17 protein-coding genes and 1 tRNA gene are annotated in these 15,549 nt (G+C 59.8%); 11 read left to right on the forward strand and 7 right to left on the reverse strand.

The genetic code is table 11. From position 1 onward, the window contains the following. Positions 1-74 precede the first annotated feature (74 nt). The gene (gene nirK / locus C8264_RS08035) at positions 75-1,268 is read right to left on the reverse strand and encodes a copper-containing nitrite reductase (RefSeq protein WP_108460462.1); all 1,194 of its coding nucleotides are present in this window, start codon (positions 1,266-1,268) and stop codon (positions 75-77) included. A gap of 112 nt (positions 1,269-1,380) precedes the next feature. Further along, positions 1,381-1,827 (reverse strand): pseudoazurin, encoded by a 447-nt coding sequence (locus tag C8264_RS08040; protein ID WP_108460463.1) that lies wholly within the window; start codon positions 1,825-1,827, stop codon positions 1,381-1,383. A gap of 188 nt (positions 1,828-2,015) precedes the next feature. Here C8264_RS08040 and C8264_RS08045 point away from each other — a divergent pair, with 188 nt between their 5' ends. The 7 genes from C8264_RS08045 (at position 2,016) to C8264_RS08075 (ending at position 7,768) form a co-directional block, all read left to right on the forward strand. Next, positions 2,016-2,720 carry a Crp/Fnr family transcriptional regulator gene (locus C8264_RS08045; protein WP_245892984.1) on the forward strand — a complete coding sequence of 235 codons (705 nt, stop codon included), beginning with the start codon at positions 2,016-2,018 and terminating at the stop codon, positions 2,718-2,720. A 113-nt stretch (positions 2,721-2,833) separates the two neighbouring features. After that, complete coding sequence (locus C8264_RS08050) at positions 2,834-3,517, forward strand: NnrU family protein (RefSeq protein WP_108460464.1); 684 nt, start codon at positions 2,834-2,836, stop codon at positions 3,515-3,517. Positions 3,518-3,648: 131 nt separating this feature from the next. Continuing rightward, on the forward strand, positions 3,649-3,990 hold the full coding sequence (locus C8264_RS08055; protein WP_108460615.1) for a YbaN family protein: 342 nt from the start codon (positions 3,649-3,651) through the stop codon (positions 3,988-3,990). A gap of 100 nt (positions 3,991-4,090) precedes the next feature. Continuing rightward, positions 4,091-5,317: an NnrS family protein gene (locus C8264_RS08060; protein ID WP_108460465.1), complete on the forward strand. Its 1,227-nt coding sequence runs from the start codon at positions 4,091-4,093 to the stop codon at positions 5,315-5,317. Positions 5,318-5,434: 117 nt separating this feature from the next. Further along, positions 5,435-6,142 (forward strand): VIT1/CCC1 transporter family protein, encoded by a 708-nt coding sequence (locus C8264_RS08065; protein WP_108460466.1) that lies wholly within the window; start codon positions 5,435-5,437, stop codon positions 6,140-6,142. A gap of 175 nt (positions 6,143-6,317) precedes the next feature. After that, complete coding sequence (locus C8264_RS08070; protein WP_108460467.1) at positions 6,318-7,031, forward strand: YoaK family protein; 714 nt, start codon at positions 6,318-6,320, stop codon at positions 7,029-7,031. Positions 7,032-7,300: 269 nt separating this feature from the next. After that, positions 7,301-7,768, forward strand: a complete 468-nt coding sequence (locus tag C8264_RS08075; protein WP_108460468.1) for a pseudoazurin — start codon at positions 7,301-7,303, stop codon at positions 7,766-7,768. Between the two features lie 204 nt (positions 7,769-7,972). Here C8264_RS08075 and ctaD read toward each other — a convergent pair whose 3' ends face one another. Further along, entirely contained in the window at positions 7,973-9,508 is a 1,536-nt protein-coding gene (ctaD, locus tag C8264_RS08080; RefSeq protein WP_245892999.1) for a cytochrome c oxidase subunit I, read from the reverse strand. 120 nt (positions 9,509-9,628) lie between these two features. Between ctaD and C8264_RS08085 the strand changes: the two genes are divergently transcribed. Next, entirely contained in the window at positions 9,629-10,651 is a 1,023-nt protein-coding gene (locus C8264_RS08085) for a LysR family transcriptional regulator (protein ID WP_245892985.1), read from the forward strand. Positions 10,652-11,213: 562 nt separating this feature from the next. Here the strand turns inward: C8264_RS08085 and C8264_RS08090 are convergent. Further along, positions 11,214-11,303 (reverse strand) — tRNA-Ser (locus C8264_RS08090). Positions 11,304-11,547: 244 nt separating this feature from the next. Here C8264_RS08090 and C8264_RS08095 point away from each other — a divergent pair. From C8264_RS08095 to C8264_RS08105, 3 genes are all read left to right on the forward strand, one after another. Beyond that, positions 11,548-11,871: a hypothetical protein gene (locus tag C8264_RS08095; protein ID WP_108460470.1), complete on the forward strand. Its 324-nt coding sequence runs from the start codon at positions 11,548-11,550 to the stop codon at positions 11,869-11,871. 48 nt (positions 11,872-11,919) lie between these two features. Next, entirely contained in the window at positions 11,920-12,582 is a 663-nt protein-coding gene (gene msrA, locus C8264_RS08100; protein WP_108460617.1) for a peptide-methionine (S)-S-oxide reductase MsrA, read from the forward strand. Between the two features lie 72 nt (positions 12,583-12,654). Next, positions 12,655-13,023, forward strand: coding sequence for an MmcQ/YjbR family DNA-binding protein (locus C8264_RS08105; RefSeq protein WP_245892986.1), 369 nt, complete (start codon positions 12,655-12,657; stop codon positions 13,021-13,023). Here the strand turns inward: C8264_RS08105 and C8264_RS08110 are convergent. The 3 genes from C8264_RS08110 to C8264_RS08120 form a co-directional block, all read right to left on the reverse strand. Further along, entirely contained in the window at positions 13,020-14,081 is a 1,062-nt protein-coding gene (locus C8264_RS08110) for a D-TA family PLP-dependent enzyme (RefSeq protein ID WP_108460471.1), read from the reverse strand. The genes C8264_RS08105 and C8264_RS08110 overlap by 4 nt on opposite strands. Further along, the gene (locus tag C8264_RS08115; RefSeq protein ID WP_108460472.1) at positions 14,078-14,860 is read right to left on the reverse strand and encodes an SDR family oxidoreductase; all 783 of its coding nucleotides are present in this window, start codon (positions 14,858-14,860) and stop codon (positions 14,078-14,080) included. Before C8264_RS08115 ends, C8264_RS08110 begins: the two co-directional genes overlap by 4 nt. Positions 14,861-15,012: 152 nt before the next feature. Continuing rightward, entirely contained in the window at positions 15,013-15,396 is a 384-nt protein-coding gene (locus C8264_RS08120) for a RidA family protein (RefSeq protein WP_108460473.1), read from the reverse strand. Between the last annotated feature and the right edge of the window lie 153 nt (positions 15,397-15,549).

Genomic DNA, 15,549 nt, shown 5'->3' on the forward strand with positions numbered 1-15,549 from the left:
TCCCTCCACGGAGTGTGTTTGAAATAGCAGGCGGCCCGACGATAGCTTTACGTCAGGCCGCCCACAAAATTTTACTAGTGCCCCGACATTGCCGGGTCCGGTGGCTCGCCGATGGGGCCAAACACATCGGGCTGCTCATCCCCCTCCACGATGAGGTAGCCGGCCAGGCCCCGTTCCGCACGCGAGAGAGCATGATCCACCAGCACGTAGCGTCCTGGCACTTCGCACTTGAATTCGACGATCGCTGCACCGCCCGAAGGCACCGTTACAGTCTGAACGTCGGTCAGCGGTGGGCTCGTTATCGAAGCGGCCTGATAGACGCGATCGAAGATCTCGCCGATCACGTGGAACGACGATGTGAAATTCGGGCCGCCGACACCAAAGAAGATGCGAACGGTCTCACCGACATTTGCCCGCAGCGGGAAGTGCTCGGTCAAGGCGCCGACATGGCCATTGAAGACAAAGTACTCCGGCCGCTCATTCAGCAGCTTTTCGTAGCTTTCGGTCAGCAGGCCGGGCGTACCGAATGGTTCCTCGGTATAGATTTCGCCCTGCATCACGTAGAATTCCTTGTCGACCGGAGGTAGTCCCTCTTCTGGTTCGACCAGGATCATTCCGTACATGCCCGCGGCAATGTGCATGGCAACCGGTGGCACGGCGCAGTGGTAGACATAGAGCCCGGGATTGAGTGCCTTGAAGCGGAAAGCGTGCTCTTCGCCAGGCATCGAAGTGGTCAGAACCGCACCGCCGCCCGGCCCTGTTGCAGCGTGGAAATCCACGTTGTGGGCCATCCAGCTGTCTTCTGCATTGCGCAGATAGCACTCCACCGTATCGCCCACGCGAACGCGGATCATGGGACCGGGGACGCGGCCGTTGAAGGTCCAGTACCGGAATACACTGTCGCCACCCAGATGCGCCTCGAGTTCCACCGTCTCGAGGTCAACGCGTACGGTCTGCGGCTCACGACGTGTGATCGGCGGAGGTATGTCGGCAGGATCGTGCGCGATGTCGGCGTGGTGGGTCATCTCCGGATTCACCTGGTAGAGGCGACCACTCAAGCTGGTGCCACCAGCACGCGACATTGCACCGTACGAGGGTGACGCACCCGACATGCTACCGTGCGAGTGTGCTGGCTGCGCCTGTGCAGCCTGAACACCCAGGACCCCCAGGGTGAGCCCCGCCGAGCCTGCCAGGATGCTGCGCCTGCTCATGCCGCGATCCAGTCCGACAGGACCGGCTGGTTCGTCATCTTTTTGCTTGTTGGTCATCTTGCTTCTCCGGTGAGAGGTCACGGGCTAACGAGAGAGATAGTGGATAGTTCACGCGGACGTTACATCTTCGCGGGTCGTCGCCTACTGCAGCAGATCGGTCATCAGGCTTTCACAGGCCGAGTGCCGCGTAGGCTGCGTCCATCCGCTCCTGCGCCTTGGGTGGCAGCTTCACGCCCTTGGCCGTCTCCAGATTGGCAGGTGCGTCACCGACCACGATCATCGCGACCATGCCCATGCCGAAGTGCGGGGCGCACTTGACGCCATAGGCACCCGCTACCTCCAGGTTCACGGTGAAAGTCTCACCCATCTTGCCCTTGAAGGCTTCGGCGCCCTCCGGCAGCATGTCCTTGATGGTTTCGGCGTTGTGCCCCTTGTCCGTTGCGACAAAGGTGACCGTGTCGCCCGGCTGGGCCTGGATGAACGCGGGCTCGAACACCATCGTGCCCGCCTCGCCCTTGTTCATCATGTGAATTTCGTGGTCGGCGGCGAAGGCTGGCACCACGAGAAACCCCGCCATAGCAATGGCCAGGGCGGCGGTGTTGATTGCGATGCGCATCGTGTATCTCCTTAAGCGCGAGGTCCAATTTGGCCTCTTCGCGATCCTTCTAGTTGGAACCTCATGGCCGCTCTTTGATCCGGATCAAAGAGTTGGCTCTTTGCCGCAAGTGGCTTGGTCGGTGTTTGGATTGCGGTTCGGCAGTGCTCTCGTGTAATGGTGCGGCATAATCACGGAAGGGCAGGATATTGGCCGGTATTGATCCAAGCCTGGTGCGGTCGCTGCCGCTGTTCCAGAAGCTGAACGAGGACGAACTCAAGAACCTGCTGTCCCGTGCGATGCTGCGTCGCGTTCCTGTCGGGGAGGCGGTGTTCGAGCAAGGTCAACCGGCAACCCAGTTTTTCCTGCTCCTGCATGGTCGTCTGAAAGTCACACAGGTAACCGCGGACGGCCAGCAGATCATCGTGCGGGTAGTCCATCCAGGGGACATCTTCGGCTTTGCCAAGGCCCTGCAACGCACGGACTACCCCGGCACCCCCACGGCGGCGGCGGAAAGCCTTGTGATTTGCTGGCCGACGGAGAGTTGGGACATTTTGATCGAACAGATCCCTCATCTGGCGGTCAACGCGATGCAAACGATAGGCCAGCGTCTTCAGGAGGCTCACACCCGGCTGCGGGAGATGGCCACCGAAGAGGTTGAACCACGCCTGGCCCATGCTGTCCTGCGGCTGATCAAGCAGGCCGGGAAAAAGGAAAGTGCCGGCATCCGCATTGATTTTCCCATTTCACGGCAGGACCTTGCCGAGATGACCGGCACGACGCTTCACACCGTGTCGCGGATCCTCAGCGCCTGGGAGGCTCAGGGGCTCGTCATCGGGGGGCGGCGGAAGCTGTTGGTGTGCGATACCGCCGCCCTGGGCGTCATCGCCGAGAAATCCAGCGCCTCCAAATGAGCGCCGTTCCGCATCCCAGTTGCGTTGAGGCACTCGCTGATGCATAGCCTGAGGGCGAACCTGCCAGCCGCCGGGCAGAGCACTCCTTTGTTCGAACCAACAAGCCCTCCAAATTGACCGAGTTTCTTGTCGCCCTCGCCGCGTTCCTGCTCCTGCACATCGTGCCTGCCCTTCCAGGCATCCGCGCCAGGCTGATCGGCACGGTTGGCCGTGGGGTCTATCTGGCGGCGTATTCGATCGTGTCGTTGGTGTTGCTCGCCTGGATGATCCATGCGGCACTCAAGCTCGAGTTCACCCCGCTATGGTCTTCGGCGTCCTGGCAGGCATGGTTCACCTTGATCCTGACCCCGATCGGGCTGTTCCTGCTTCTTGCCGGGCTGATGAGTGCAAATCCGGCTTCGATTTCCATGGCGCGTGACGGCTCGCCAGGCGCCATAACCGCAATTACCCGCCATCCGGTGCTGTGGGGTTTCGTGTTTTGGTCGGCCAGCCATATCGTGCCGAACGGCGATCTCCGGAGCCTGCTGCTGTTCGGCATTCTCCTGCTTTTTGCGCTGCTCGGCATTCCCATGAGCGAACGCAGAGCCCGCAAACGGCTTGGGGCGGATTGGCCAAACCTAAGTCGCACTACTTCCGTGGTGCCGTTTGTGGCCATTGCAGGGGGTCGAACGAGGCTCCGGGTGGATAGGCCCATGGGGCTGGCTCTGCTCATCACCGCCGCAGTCACAGCCTGGCTTTTGACTGGCGGGCACGTGATGCTGTTTGGTGCCGATCCGCTGGCGCTCGCGGGGTGGTAGGCTCGCCCCAGGAAGATGATCGGCCTCCACGGTCTGCACCGCCGACGCCAGAACAGGAAACCGCCGCAACCGGCGCCCGCAAAAGAGCGGGGCCGGTGAAACGGGCGCTCTATCTGACGCTGGCTGTCACAATGGTGGCACTTGGGCTGGTCGGTATCGTGCTCCCGCTCCTTCCCTCGACGCCTTTCTTGCTGGCCGCACTGTGGCTGTTCACCCGTTCCTCGCCGAAAGCCGAGGCCTGGCTGCTGAACCACAGCGTGCTTGGCAGACCACTGCGCGATTGGCGCAAGGAACGGGCGATTTCCCGAAGGCACAAGGGCGCCGCTCTGGTGGGCCTGGCGGCGAGCTATGCCGCACTCCTTTATTCAACGGGACCGGATCTTCTGCTGTCCCTCCCGGTTGCGGGTATCCTACTGGCAGCTGCCGGCTTCATCGTGACGCGCCCTGCCCCAGCGGATGGCTCACGAGAATAGCCTAACTGACGCGGGAATTCCTTCGCCGTTTGTTGCTGTAGCGCAAAGACTGCTGCCCGCTTTGCGGCCATCACCATCCCGCATGAAATCGAGGTGCGAGATGGCCAATGTGGAGAAGATCAAGAGGGAGCCGGTTCCCAGGGGGCTACTGAGGAGCGGCCCGGTGATCCTGTCCTACGGATTCCGCCCATTTTTCCTCGGTGCGGCAGTCTGGAGTGCTGTCGCCATGGTTCTTTGGATTTCGGAGATATCGCTCGGTCTGGGCCTGGGAGGATCTCTGGGCGGCTCCGCCTGGCATGCGCACGAAATGCTGTTCGGCTTTACCTCCGCAGCGCTTGCCGGCTTTCTGCTCACGGCCATCCCCAATTGGACCGGACGACTTCCTGTTTCGGGGACCCCGCTGTTGGGCCTGTTCTCTCTCTGGCTCGCTGGCCGGCTGGCACTGCTTTGGCCGGGCGTTCTTGGAGAGGCCGCCAGCATCGCAATCGATGTTTCGTTCCTGCCGGTTCTGTTCCTGATTTGCGGCCGCGAGATTGTCGCTGGGCGCAAGTGGAAGGACCTCAAGGTGCTTGGCGTACTATTCGCCCTTGGCGCGGCCAATGGCTTCTTCCACTATTCCAACGTCGTGCTTGGCGAAGTGTCGTTGCCGTCGCGCATTGCCATCGGCGCCTACCTGATGCTGATCATGATCATTGGCGGCAGAATTCTCCCCAGCTTCACCACTAACTGGCTAAAAAAGCAGGGAGCGACCAGGCTGCCGGCCTCATACGCCCGCCTTGATACGGCATCTCTGCTCGTGGCAGTTGGCGCCCTCTCGCTCTGGGCTATTCGCCCATATGACCAAATCGCAGGCTTGGCCTGCCTGGCAGCGACAGCGCTCCAGGGGGTGCGTCTTTTCAGGTGGCGTGGCTGGGCGACGTCTGCCGAACCTCTAGTGCTCATTCTCCATGTGGCCTACGCCTTCGTGGTCTTGAGCTTTGCGTCCTTTGCCGCGACTGCCTATGGCTTGCTGGAGCCCACTGCCGCGTTGCACGTGGCTACTGCAGGCAGCATTGGCTCGATGACCCTGGCTGTGATGACACGAGCGTCCCGCGGCCACACGGGCCTTGAGCTTCGCGCCTCGCCCATGACCATGGCCGCCTATGTCGCAGTTGTTCTTGCAGGCGTCCTCCGTCCGTTGACCGCCGCTTTTCCCGATCTGCATCTCGAGGTATTGGGCCTGTCAGGTGCGCTGTGGATTGCTGCCTTTCTCCTGTTTGCGCTGGAGTATGGCCCGGTTCTCAGCAGCAAGCGGAAGGAAATGCCGGCATCTCGGCGATCGATGTGAGTAAATGCCAGCTCTTAATCCGGTCGGCACGGTGATGATCATGGACGCGATCATGAAATAGCCCTGCACATCCACCGATAGACCTGACGTCAACATGCGCCAATGGTGAAAGCTCAAATGCCCCTTCCCTACCATTCCGCACACCAAGAAGTGCATTTTATCAACCGCTCCGGATGGCTGCGTGCCGCGGTCCTTGGGGCTAATGATGGTATCGTCTCTGTGTCATCGCTGATCGTCGGCGTTGCGGCTGCCGATCCGGGGCCTGGAACTGTTCTAATCGCAGGTGTGGCCGGGCTTGCCGCCGGAGCCATGTCCATGGCAGCAGGAGAGTATGTGTCGGTCAGTTCGCAGTCTGATATCGAACGCGCAGACATATCGCGGGAGGAACAGGCGTTGATCGATACGCCAGCCGAGGAGGAAGCCGAACTGGCTTCAATCTATGAATCGCGCGGACTGTCACCGGCAACAGCGGCACTGGTCGCCAGGGAAATGACCGAAAAAGACGCCTTGGGTGCCCATGTCCGGGACGAGCTTGGCTTGTCCGAAGTTCATAGCGCCAACCCCTTACAAGCAGCATTGGCCTCGGGCCTGACCTTTACTGTCGCCGCTGCCTTGCCGCTGGTCGCAGCTGTGATGGCGCCGGCTGGCACCATCATACCGGTAGTCATCGTGACAACCCTGATCTGCCTTGCAGGGCTCGGAGCGCTGGGCGCTCAAGCGGGCGGTGCCCCAAAGCTGCGCCCTACTGCACGCGTGTTGTTCTGGGGAGCGGCCGCCATGGCCACTACTACGGCTATCGGTGCCGTGTTTGGCGTCAGCGGATAACGCCGACATTTTGGCAGAACAGGGCGCATGGCTCTTTGGCTTATGCTATGCCTGACATCATTCCATCTGCTAGGGCAAGGTCAGTTGCAGCAGGGCGCGGAATCATCATGGGACGGTTGGCCTTGGCTTTGTGGCAACACCGTCGTTTTATGCCCTGCTTGAAAAGGGCTAGGCTATGCTGATCCGTGAAGGCGACCAACGCAATATTTCGATCGATATTCGCCTCGCTGTCCTGCTCGCCGGTATTGCTGGAGCGTTGAACGCTGCGGGCTTTCAAGCTGTCGGGCTATTCTCGGCCAATATGACCGGCAACGTCTCCGCGCTTTCGGATCATCTGGGTCTCGGGCAATTCAGTGCGGCAGCCCTGTTTGGCTCTCTGATTGTGCTCTTCATTGCTGGAGCGTTCGTTTCGGGTCTTCTAATTGAGGCCGGACGCAAGCGACAGGTGCGGGCGATCTACGCGTTCAGCATCGCGCTTGAGGGATTATTGCTGTTGTTACTCGGCGGACTGGATGTCATCGTCCACGCTCTCGACCAGAGCTTTTCATTGGTGCTCGGTCTGAGCTTTGTGATGGGCCTACAGAACGCCGCAACAACACGCATCTCGAATGCCCGGGTGCGCACCACTCACGTTTCGGGAATGGCAACTGATATCGGCTTGGGAATCGCTGCCTTGTGCGGTGGCGGCGGCCCTGAGCGGGAGGATGCCCTTGCCAGACTTCGCCTCTACACAAGCACGATTATTGCGTTCCTGATCGGCGGGGTTCTCGGAGCCATCCTATATCTCCTCATAGGCGGTTATCTTCTCATCATAACAGCTGCAATTCTGTTCGCCATCGCCCTACCGGAAGTCAGGCGCGCTCGCATGAAGGACCATCACGCGGTTTAAACACCGCATGTTGCATTGCCAGTGCAGAGTCCAGTTGCGGCTTACCGGTCCAAGAGTACATCTGTGATCTGCCATGTCCATGATTGTCGCAGTGGCTTTGCCGCATATCAGTGCGCGTGACCAAGGTTTTGTCGGCATTTAAGTTCGTTCGGGCAAGTCGGTGGTGGAGAACAAATCCTCGCGAAATTGATCTCGCTCAAAGAACGCCGGTTGTCGCCGATATAGACAGCGGACAACAGCACACGCGCTGCAACTTTAGGAGATCTCCCATGAACATGCTCGCCCGTATAACAATGGTTGCGGCTATTGCTGGCGCCTTGATGGCACCAGTTGCATACGCAGCCGAGTATGAAGTCCACATGCTGGCAAAGGACGCCAATGGCCGATTCGCTCAATACGAGCCCGCGTTCCTCAAGGTGCAGCCGGGCGACACCGTCACATTCATCTCGAGCGACGCCTTGGACAACACAGAGAGCATCCCCGAACTGATACCGCAAAGCGCTGAAAACTGGACGGGTGACCTTGGCCAAAATGTTAGCGTTACCTTCGAAACCGAGGGGCTCTACGTCTACAAGTGCGTCCACCATGTCGGTCGTGGAATGATCGGGGTTGTTCAAGTCGGCGATGGTGTCCAGGTGCTGGATGCTGCCGCGGTCTCGAAATTACCCGCTCAGGCCAAAGCGCGTCTCGATGTTCTACTGACCGAGGCAGGACCGAGCGTAGCCAACGCGAATTGATCGCAATCGAGTTGAGTCACCACGTGTGGCGGCTACCCTTCACAGGCCGCCACCGGTTTTTGACAGATTTGACTCGCCTGGCACCAAAGTCGCTCAAGTGAGATTCCGAACTGCCATGCGCCGTGGCGGTCAGCGGCAGTCGGCCCGGCCTGATCGCTTCACCCCTAACATCCCTGGCTTGGTTGCCCAAGCTCCGGGAGCAATTCAGGAAATCCGAGGCAGCACACTGAACTGGTGGAACGGCGGGGGCGAGGGAAGTGTCCATTCCAGCGTAGTGGCACCCGCTCCCCAGGGATTGTCCGGCGCCGGACGCCTGCGCACAAATGCCTCAAGAACGGTCGCCAGAAAGAGCAGGACGCTGGCGGTCGAGAGGTAAGCTCCGGCAGACGACACCAGGTTCCAAAGGGCAAAAGCATCCGGATAATCGACATAGCGGCGAGGCATGCCCGCAAGCCCGAGGAAGTGCTGGGGGAAGAACACAATGTTGACGCCAACGAACATCAACCAGAAATGCGCCTGCGCCAGACGTTCATTGTAGAGGTACCCGGACATCTTCGGGAACCAGTAGTAAAATCCAGCGAATATCGCGAAAGCCGAGCCCAGTGAGAGCACGTAGTGGAAATGCGCGATCACGTAATAGGTATCGTGAAGCGTGTGATCCAGGCCGGCACTTGCCAGCAAGACGCCGGTGACCCCGCCGATCGTGAACAGGAAGATAAACCCGATCGCCCAGAGCATGGGCGCCCGGAAGCTGATCGAGCCGCCCCACATGGTCGCTATCCAGGAGAATACCTTTACTCCGGTGGGCACGGCGATGATCATGGACGCGGTCATGAAATAGCCCTGCACATCCAGCGATAGGCCGGAAGTGAACATGTGGTGCGCCCAGACCAGAAATCCGAGTACGCCTATCGCAACCATGGCGTAGACCATCGCCATATAGCCGAATACCGGCTTTCTCGAGAAGGTCGACACGACATGACTGACGATGCCGAACGCCGGCAGGATCATGATGTAGACTTCAGGATGGCCGAAGAACCAGAAGAGGTGCTGATAGAGCACCGGATCGCCGCCTTGCATGGGCATGAAGAAAGCGGTGCCGAAATTTCTGTCCGTTAGCAACATGGTGACTGCGCCTGCCAGGACCGGCAGGGACAACAGAAGCATGAAGGCGGTGACCAGCATCGCCCAGCCGAACAGTGGCATTTTGTGCAGCGTCATGCCCGGTGCCCGCATGTTGAAGATGGTGGTGATCAGGTTGATCGCCCCCAGGATCGAGGAAGCACCGGACAAATGGACAGACAGGATCACGAAATCCACCGCTGGCCCAGGCTGGCCTGTGCTGGAGAACGGGGGATATAGCGTCCAGCCGCCACTGTGTCCGGTAGATCCCGCAGCGCCCTCCACGAAAAGAGAGATCACAAACAGCAGGAACGCAGCGACCAGTAGCCAGAACGACACGTTGTTCAGGCGCGGAAATGCCATGTCAGGGGCGCCGATCAGAATCGGGACGAACCAATTGCCGAACCCGCCGATCAAGGCGGGCATCAGAACAAAGAAGATCATCACGATCCCATGGGCGGACACGACCGCGTTGTAGAGTTCGTGATTGTGGAAAACCTGGACTCCTGGCTGCTGCAACTCGAAGCGTATTGCGAAGGAGAGCGCGGTTCCGACAAGGCCTGCCAGAATGGAGAATAAAAGATAGAGCGTGCCGATATCCTTGTGGTTCGTTGACAGGAACCAGCGGCGGAAAACGTCTCCGACGCATGGGTATTCGGCGGCACGTAGTCCATTTGCGCTCTCCGGTGCGGCATCGGGTTTCAACCCGATCCAATCGGAGGGTAGTACCCGAGGAACATGCGCACCAACGAATTTCATCTTCGATTAAGTGCAATTTTTTTGCTTGGACAGACTGCCTGCTTGCTCACGCTTTATCAGCTCGACTATTTCCACTCCGGTCGCAAATCTGAATGCGGCAAGCGGTTCTTTATTGCACTTTGGTGCAATTTTGATGCTCAATCGGGCATGGACACCGAACTTGCACGTACGTTTCTGGAAATCGTCTCCACCGGCAGCTTTGTGCGGGCGTCCGAACGCCTCAATGTCGGACAAACAACCGTAAGCGCCAGAATACGCAATCTGGAACAGCAGCTTGGCCGCCAGTTGTTCGTTCGTCACAAGGGCGGTGCCACCCTGACGCCGGCAGGCGAACAATTCCTGCGTCACGCCCCGCTATTCGTGCAGCTATGGCAACGTACCCAACATCAGGTGGCGGTTCCGGCCGGACGACGCGCCGTACTGACTGTGGGCAGCGAGGTGAGCCTGGCTCAGCCGCTGTTGCTGAACTGGATTTTGTGGATGCGCGACGCCCTGCCCGACATCTCCCTGCGAGTGCAGGTCGACGTTCCCAAGGACATTCTCTCCCAGGTCGCCTCCGGTGCGATTGACATCGCCATCATGTACGCGCCGCAGCACAAGCCCGGGCTCAAGATCGATCTCCTGATGGAGGAAGAACTGGTGCTGGTATCCACCGAGCCCGACATCCGGCGAATCGATGGTGGCGGCTATGTCTATATGGATTGGGGCTCGGATTTTGAGCTGCACCACGGGATGAACTTTCCGGACCTGGCACCGGATGTATACATCAACCTGGGGCCTTTGGCCTTGAACTACCTGCTTGCGGCGGGTGGATCAGGTTACTTCCGGGTCAGTGCCGTCGAAGCTTACATCAAGGCGGGACGCTTGCATGTGATCCCCGATATGCCGCGATTTTCCTACCCCGTCTATGCGGTGCATCATACGTCCGCCGATGAATCCGTGCTCACGCCGGCCTTGAGGGGCCTGCACCAGATGTCCCGTGAGCTCCCCGGTACCTCCTGACTGGTAGGCCAAGGCTTAAAGATCGACGCATGGTTCGGACGCGTTCTGCCAAGTTGACCGACCGCCGTTCCGCGCTCGCGTCAATGATCACATCTCTCCGGTACGTGAGTAATCTATTGTGCTCATTGTCAGTCTCCTCAAGCCGACTTTGGAAAGGCGCAGTGTCCACTAACCTGGGATACGGGGCGGGCGATCGCGCTTAACCTGCCGCAGTCCGCTTTATGGCAACTAAAGTCTCCTATGGCCGGTAATAGCGTCGCATGTAGATGCCGCGCGGATCAGATCGGTAGCTTAAGCTAGCAACTTGGAGCCAATGCTCTTCGGTTGAGGTTTGGTGGCCGGCAGGACCAGCAAGCAACCAGAGCGAAATTTCTGGCGAGCGGCAGAACGCCGAGTGTTTAAGATGACCTAGAGCATTTCACGTTTGAGGTGAGGCATACCCTGCGTTTATGAGGTAAGATTGGACCAAACCACGCCTTTACATGGAGTGGGAACAAAAATGGGAGCCAACTCGAACTATTTTCTAAAACATTAGCAATATCAATTACTTGCTAGAAGATAATGGCGGAGAGAAAGGGATTCGAACCCTTGAGACGGTTCCCCGTCTACACACTTTCCAGGCGTGCGCCTTCGACCACTCGGCCACCTCTCCGCATCGCCTTGAACTCCGGTTGGAAGACTCCGGAGGGGCCGGCTGGTTGGCCGACGCGAGCGAGGCGCAATATACTTATCGCGGGCGCAGACGCAAGCGTTCACGACGATGGGATCACGATTGTTTTTGCCTTTAGGGCCTCCCATCTTGTGAGAGGACCCGCGGGCATGGCACAAACACCTTGTCCGCAGGATGAAAAGGCAGGCCAGCCTTGTTCTTATCCCCGCCGGCACAGGGAATTTGGATGCGGCTGATCTTACGAATAACGGGCACCTGGCTGATTGGCCTGGCGCTGGTCCTGCTTGTAATCGATGGCACGAAATCGTTGGGCGCCAATGGTTTGGTGTTCACCAGCCTGAGCGATTTGTGGACGCAGGTGCACACGCCCAGCCTGGACAGCGTCAGGGCGTTCTTCGCCAGCCGGTTTTTTGCGGACCTGCTCGACAACGGGCTGGATGCGTTACTAACTTACCCGGCGTTCGCGGTGTTCGGTATCCCCGGCATCCTGGTGGCGCTGGCGGGACGCAAGCCGAGACGAGAGCGGTTCCTGCGGCAAGACCAGATCTGAGATGCCGTTCGCGCTTGCCGAGCCGAATGTGTCGTGAAAGGAAGCATGATGTTCTTCAAGTCCAAGCCTTCGACGATCCCTAGCGCGAGCGAGGCCCTGCCCGGCCGCGACGCCCCTATGCCTGTGACCGACCAGCATTTCGTCAATGGCGCCGGCCTCAAGGGCCCCTATCCGGCGGGCGCACAAACCATCTATTTCGGCCTGGGTTGTTTCTGGGGAGCCGAGCGCCTGTTCTGGGAATTGCCCGGCGTCATCGTCACGGCCGTGGGCTACCAGGGCGGCTCGACGCCGAACCCGACCTATGATGAGGTTTGTTCCGGGCTGACCGGGCATACTGAGGCGGTGAAGGTGGTTTACGATCCTGCCCAGATCAGACTTGAGGCGTTGCTCAAGACCTTCTGGGAAGAGCATGACCCGACCCAGGGCATGCGGCAGGGCAATGATTTGGGCACGCAATATCGCTCCGCCATCTATACCACGACGCCCGAACAGGCAGAGATGGTCGAGAAGAGCCGACAGATGTTCCAGCAGGCGCTATCCGCCAAGGGGCTGGGGCGGATCACCACCGAGGTCGCGCCAGCGGGCGAGTTCTTTTATGCCGAGACCTACCACCAGCAATATCTGGCCAAGAACCCGAATGGCTATTGCGGCCTGCAGGGTACCGGCGTCAGTTGCCCGATCGGACTGGGCGTCACCGCCGCGGCCGAATAAGCACTGATTGGCGGCTTAAGTATGGGCCGATCCGGTTTTGCCGGTTCGGCTTTGTTGTCGGAGCGTTGAACCGTGACCATCACCCATCCGCCCATCATGCACCGCGCCGCCTTCGAAGCCTTTGTCCTCGGGCTCCCCAAAGCCACCTTGGTGCGGCAATGGCGCGATGATTCAGTGGGCAAGATCGGCGGCAAGGTGTTTGCTTTGCTCGACAGGGACCCGGGCGAGATCTGGCTCAAGGTTTCGCCCATGGCCTATGAACTGTTGACCGAACTGGACGGCATCAGGCCGGCGCCCTATTTCGCGCGGGCGGGTTGGGTTGCGATTTCGGCCGCCAGCCCGCTTACCGAGGATGAGATCAAGGCGTATATCACCGAGGCACATCGATTGGTGGCGCTGCGGCTGACGCGAAAAGCGAAGTCAGAACTGGGGCTCGCCTAATCCACCCTGCCCCGTGCCGCGACTGGAACCGTTTCCACGATCTGATCTCCCGAAATTAGCGTCACCTCGTCAAACAGATTGCTGACTACGCAGGCATGGTTGGGGATGATGCGGATCTGTTCGCCAATAGCGGGCTTTGAGGGGCAATGGGTCAGATCGATTGTGCCGTGTTCTTCACTGAGGCCGGTGATGACTGCGCCGGGATAGGCTTCGATCAGGCCAAAGCCGGACATGCCCAACGTGTCGCTGGTGAGCGATTTCGAGCCCGCATCGATGATGGCGCGGTTTTCAGTGGGGCGGCTGACGACGGTGGCGAGCACGGTAAGCGCGCAATCGGCGAAGCTGCCAACGCCTTTGGCGACCTGGAAGCGGTCCATGTAAATGTAGGTGCCTGGGCGGTGCTCGGTGGCGGCCGTGACCTCATGGGCGCGCCACAGATCGGGCGTGCCGCCATTGGAAACGATCTGCGGCGGCAGGCCTGCAGCAGTCAGTGCCTGGCGGGCGGCCAGTAGCCAGGCAGCATTGGCGTCGACCTGTCCAGCGGCCGGGTAGGTCATCAGGCCACCAAAACGGAGACCGGGCGCATCGTCGATGGTGCGGGCAAGTGCAAGCGCTGCTTCGGGCGACTGCACCCCGCAACGGCCCATGCCGGTGTCGCACTCAACCAGAACGGTCAGGGGTTTCGTCGCCTTGGCGAAGGTTGCCGAAAGCCCAGCGACCGTTTCGGCGCTGTCGGCCGTGACGGTGATGTTGACCCGCTCCGCCAGCGCCTTGAGGCGCGCGAGCTTGGCGTGACCGATGATGTTGTAGGGCAGGAATATCTCGCTGATGCCGGCATCGGCCATGGTCTCGGCTTCGCCAAGCTTTTGCACGGTAATCCCGACGGCACCCAGCTCCATGGCACGCTTGGCAAAGCGTGGCAGCTTGTGGGTCTTGATGTGGGGACGCAGCTTCAACCCGTGGCTATCGGCATAATCCTGCGCGCGGCTGAGGTTGACTTCGACCCGGTCGAGATCGATCAGCACGGCAGGCGTTTGGAGTTCGCTGAACGCTGTCATTTGCCCCTCAACACATCATCGACGAAACGCAGATTGCCAGCCGTTAGACCTGCATCGACCGGCAAGACAGTTCCGGTAATGCCCGAAGCTGCCTCGGAGCAGAAGAACACGGCCGCATTGGCGACCTCAAGCGGGGAAACCATGCGGCCAAGCGGATAGTGCGGCAAGACATTGTCGAGCAGGGTGGGGTCCGCCTCAAGGCGATGGTCCCAGGCGGGCGTACGCACCGAACCAGGGCAGATCACATTGGCCCGCACCCCATGACCGCCGCGCTCGACGGCAATGGCCTTGGCATAGGCAACAAGGCCGGCCTTCGCGGCTGAATAGGCGGGATTGCCGTAATGGCCAAGAGCGTTGACCGAGGAGATGAAAACCACCCTTCCTCGTCCGCGCTCGGCCATGGCCTTGATGATCGGATCGGTCAGCGCATAGGCGCCATTGAGATTGATGGCGAGTTCGCTGGCCCAGATCTCGTCATCGAGATGTTCGAGCACCTCGGCGCGGGTGAAACCAGCGTTGGACACCACAGCATCGGGCACGCCGAACTGGCTGAGATGCCCCTCGATTGCCGCACGGGTGGATTTGGGATCACCCTGATCGCAGAGAATTTGATGAGCGAGGTCGAGGCCATCGAGCATCGCCGCTTCCCGGTCGGCGCCGATGACGCTGGCTCCGGCTGCGAGAAATGCCTCCACCATGGAGCGGCCAATACCGCCGCCGGCGCCGGTGATCAGCACTGTCTTGCCATCCAGGCGGAAGGGGGAATTGGAGGTGGTCATTCTTTCTCCAAAGTAACGGGAGTAACCTCCCTTCATGCTCAGTTGTTACAGCAGACCTCGTCCTGAGCCTGTCGAAGGACGAGGTTTTGGCAGGCACAGTGTACCCGACCTCGTGGTTCGACAAGCTCACCACGAGGCCTCATCGGGTGCTCTTACGGCCCCTTATACGCCACGCATTCGATCTCGACCTTGCAATCCACCATCATGTGGCTCTGAACGCAGGCGCGGGCTGGGGGATGTTCGCCGAAATAGCTCTTGTAGACGCCGTTGAAGCTCCAGAAATCGCGCGGATCGTCCAGCCACACGCCGCAGCGCACGACATGTTCGAGGCCATAGCCGGCCTCGTTGAGGATGGCGATGATGTTCTGGATGGTGAGGTGGGTTTCCTCCACGATGCCGCCGCGGACGATTTCGCCGTCCTTCATGGCGACCTGACCGGAGACATAGAGCCATCCCCCAGCTTCCACGGCACGCGCGAAGGGCAGGTTCTGGCCACCGGCTCCGGTCTTTTCGGCTCCATAGCGTTTGATCGGCATTGCGGGCTCCTCTTCGGTGATTTTTGAAAGGCAATTTCTCTGGCAAGCAGTCTAATCCGAGAAAACGCCGTCCGACCCTTCAAAATGCGAGCGAGAATGTAAATTTCTTACGTGATTGCAGGGTTTGGGTTGTGCTAGCGTCCGAACTGGACG

The organism is Devosia naphthalenivorans, assembly GCF_003056355.1.
Classification (GTDB): domain Bacteria; phylum Pseudomonadota; class Alphaproteobacteria; order Rhizobiales; family Devosiaceae; genus Devosia; species Devosia naphthalenivorans.

What these genes read in the sequence shown, in the direction of transcription:
- nirK (WP_108460462.1), bottom strand. Translation starts at nt 1,268, where the DNA reads ATGACCAACAAGCAAAAAGATGACGAACCAGCCGGTCCTGTCGGACTG.
- C8264_RS08040 (WP_108460463.1), bottom strand. Translation starts at nt 1,827, where the DNA reads ATGCGCATCGCAATCAACACCGCCGCCCTGGCCATTGCTATGGCGGGG.
- C8264_RS08055 (WP_108460615.1), top strand. Translation starts at nt 3,649, where the DNA reads ATGGTGGCACTTGGGCTGGTCGGTATCGTGCTCCCGCTCCTTCCCTCG.
- C8264_RS08060 (WP_108460465.1), top strand. Translation starts at nt 4,091, where the DNA reads ATGGCCAATGTGGAGAAGATCAAGAGGGAGCCGGTTCCCAGGGGGCTA.
- C8264_RS08065 (WP_108460466.1), top strand. Translation starts at nt 5,435, where the DNA reads ATGCCCCTTCCCTACCATTCCGCACACCAAGAAGTGCATTTTATCAAC.
- C8264_RS08070 (WP_108460467.1), top strand. Translation starts at nt 6,318, where the DNA reads ATGCTGATCCGTGAAGGCGACCAACGCAATATTTCGATCGATATTCGC.
- C8264_RS08075 (WP_108460468.1), top strand. Translation starts at nt 7,301, where the DNA reads ATGAACATGCTCGCCCGTATAACAATGGTTGCGGCTATTGCTGGCGCC.
- C8264_RS08085 (WP_245892985.1), top strand. Translation starts at nt 9,629, where the DNA reads ATGCGCACCAACGAATTTCATCTTCGATTAAGTGCAATTTTTTTGCTT.
- C8264_RS08095 (WP_108460470.1), top strand. Translation starts at nt 11,548, where the DNA reads ATGCGGCTGATCTTACGAATAACGGGCACCTGGCTGATTGGCCTGGCG.
- msrA (WP_108460617.1), top strand. Translation starts at nt 11,920, where the DNA reads ATGTTCTTCAAGTCCAAGCCTTCGACGATCCCTAGCGCGAGCGAGGCC.
- C8264_RS08110 (WP_108460471.1), bottom strand. Translation starts at nt 14,081, where the DNA reads ATGACAGCGTTCAGCGAACTCCAAACGCCTGCCGTGCTGATCGATCTC.
- C8264_RS08115 (WP_108460472.1), bottom strand. Translation starts at nt 14,860, where the DNA reads ATGACCACCTCCAATTCCCCCTTCCGCCTGGATGGCAAGACAGTGCTG.
- C8264_RS08120 (WP_108460473.1), bottom strand. Translation starts at nt 15,396, where the DNA reads ATGCCGATCAAACGCTATGGAGCCGAAAAGACCGGAGCCGGTGGCCAG.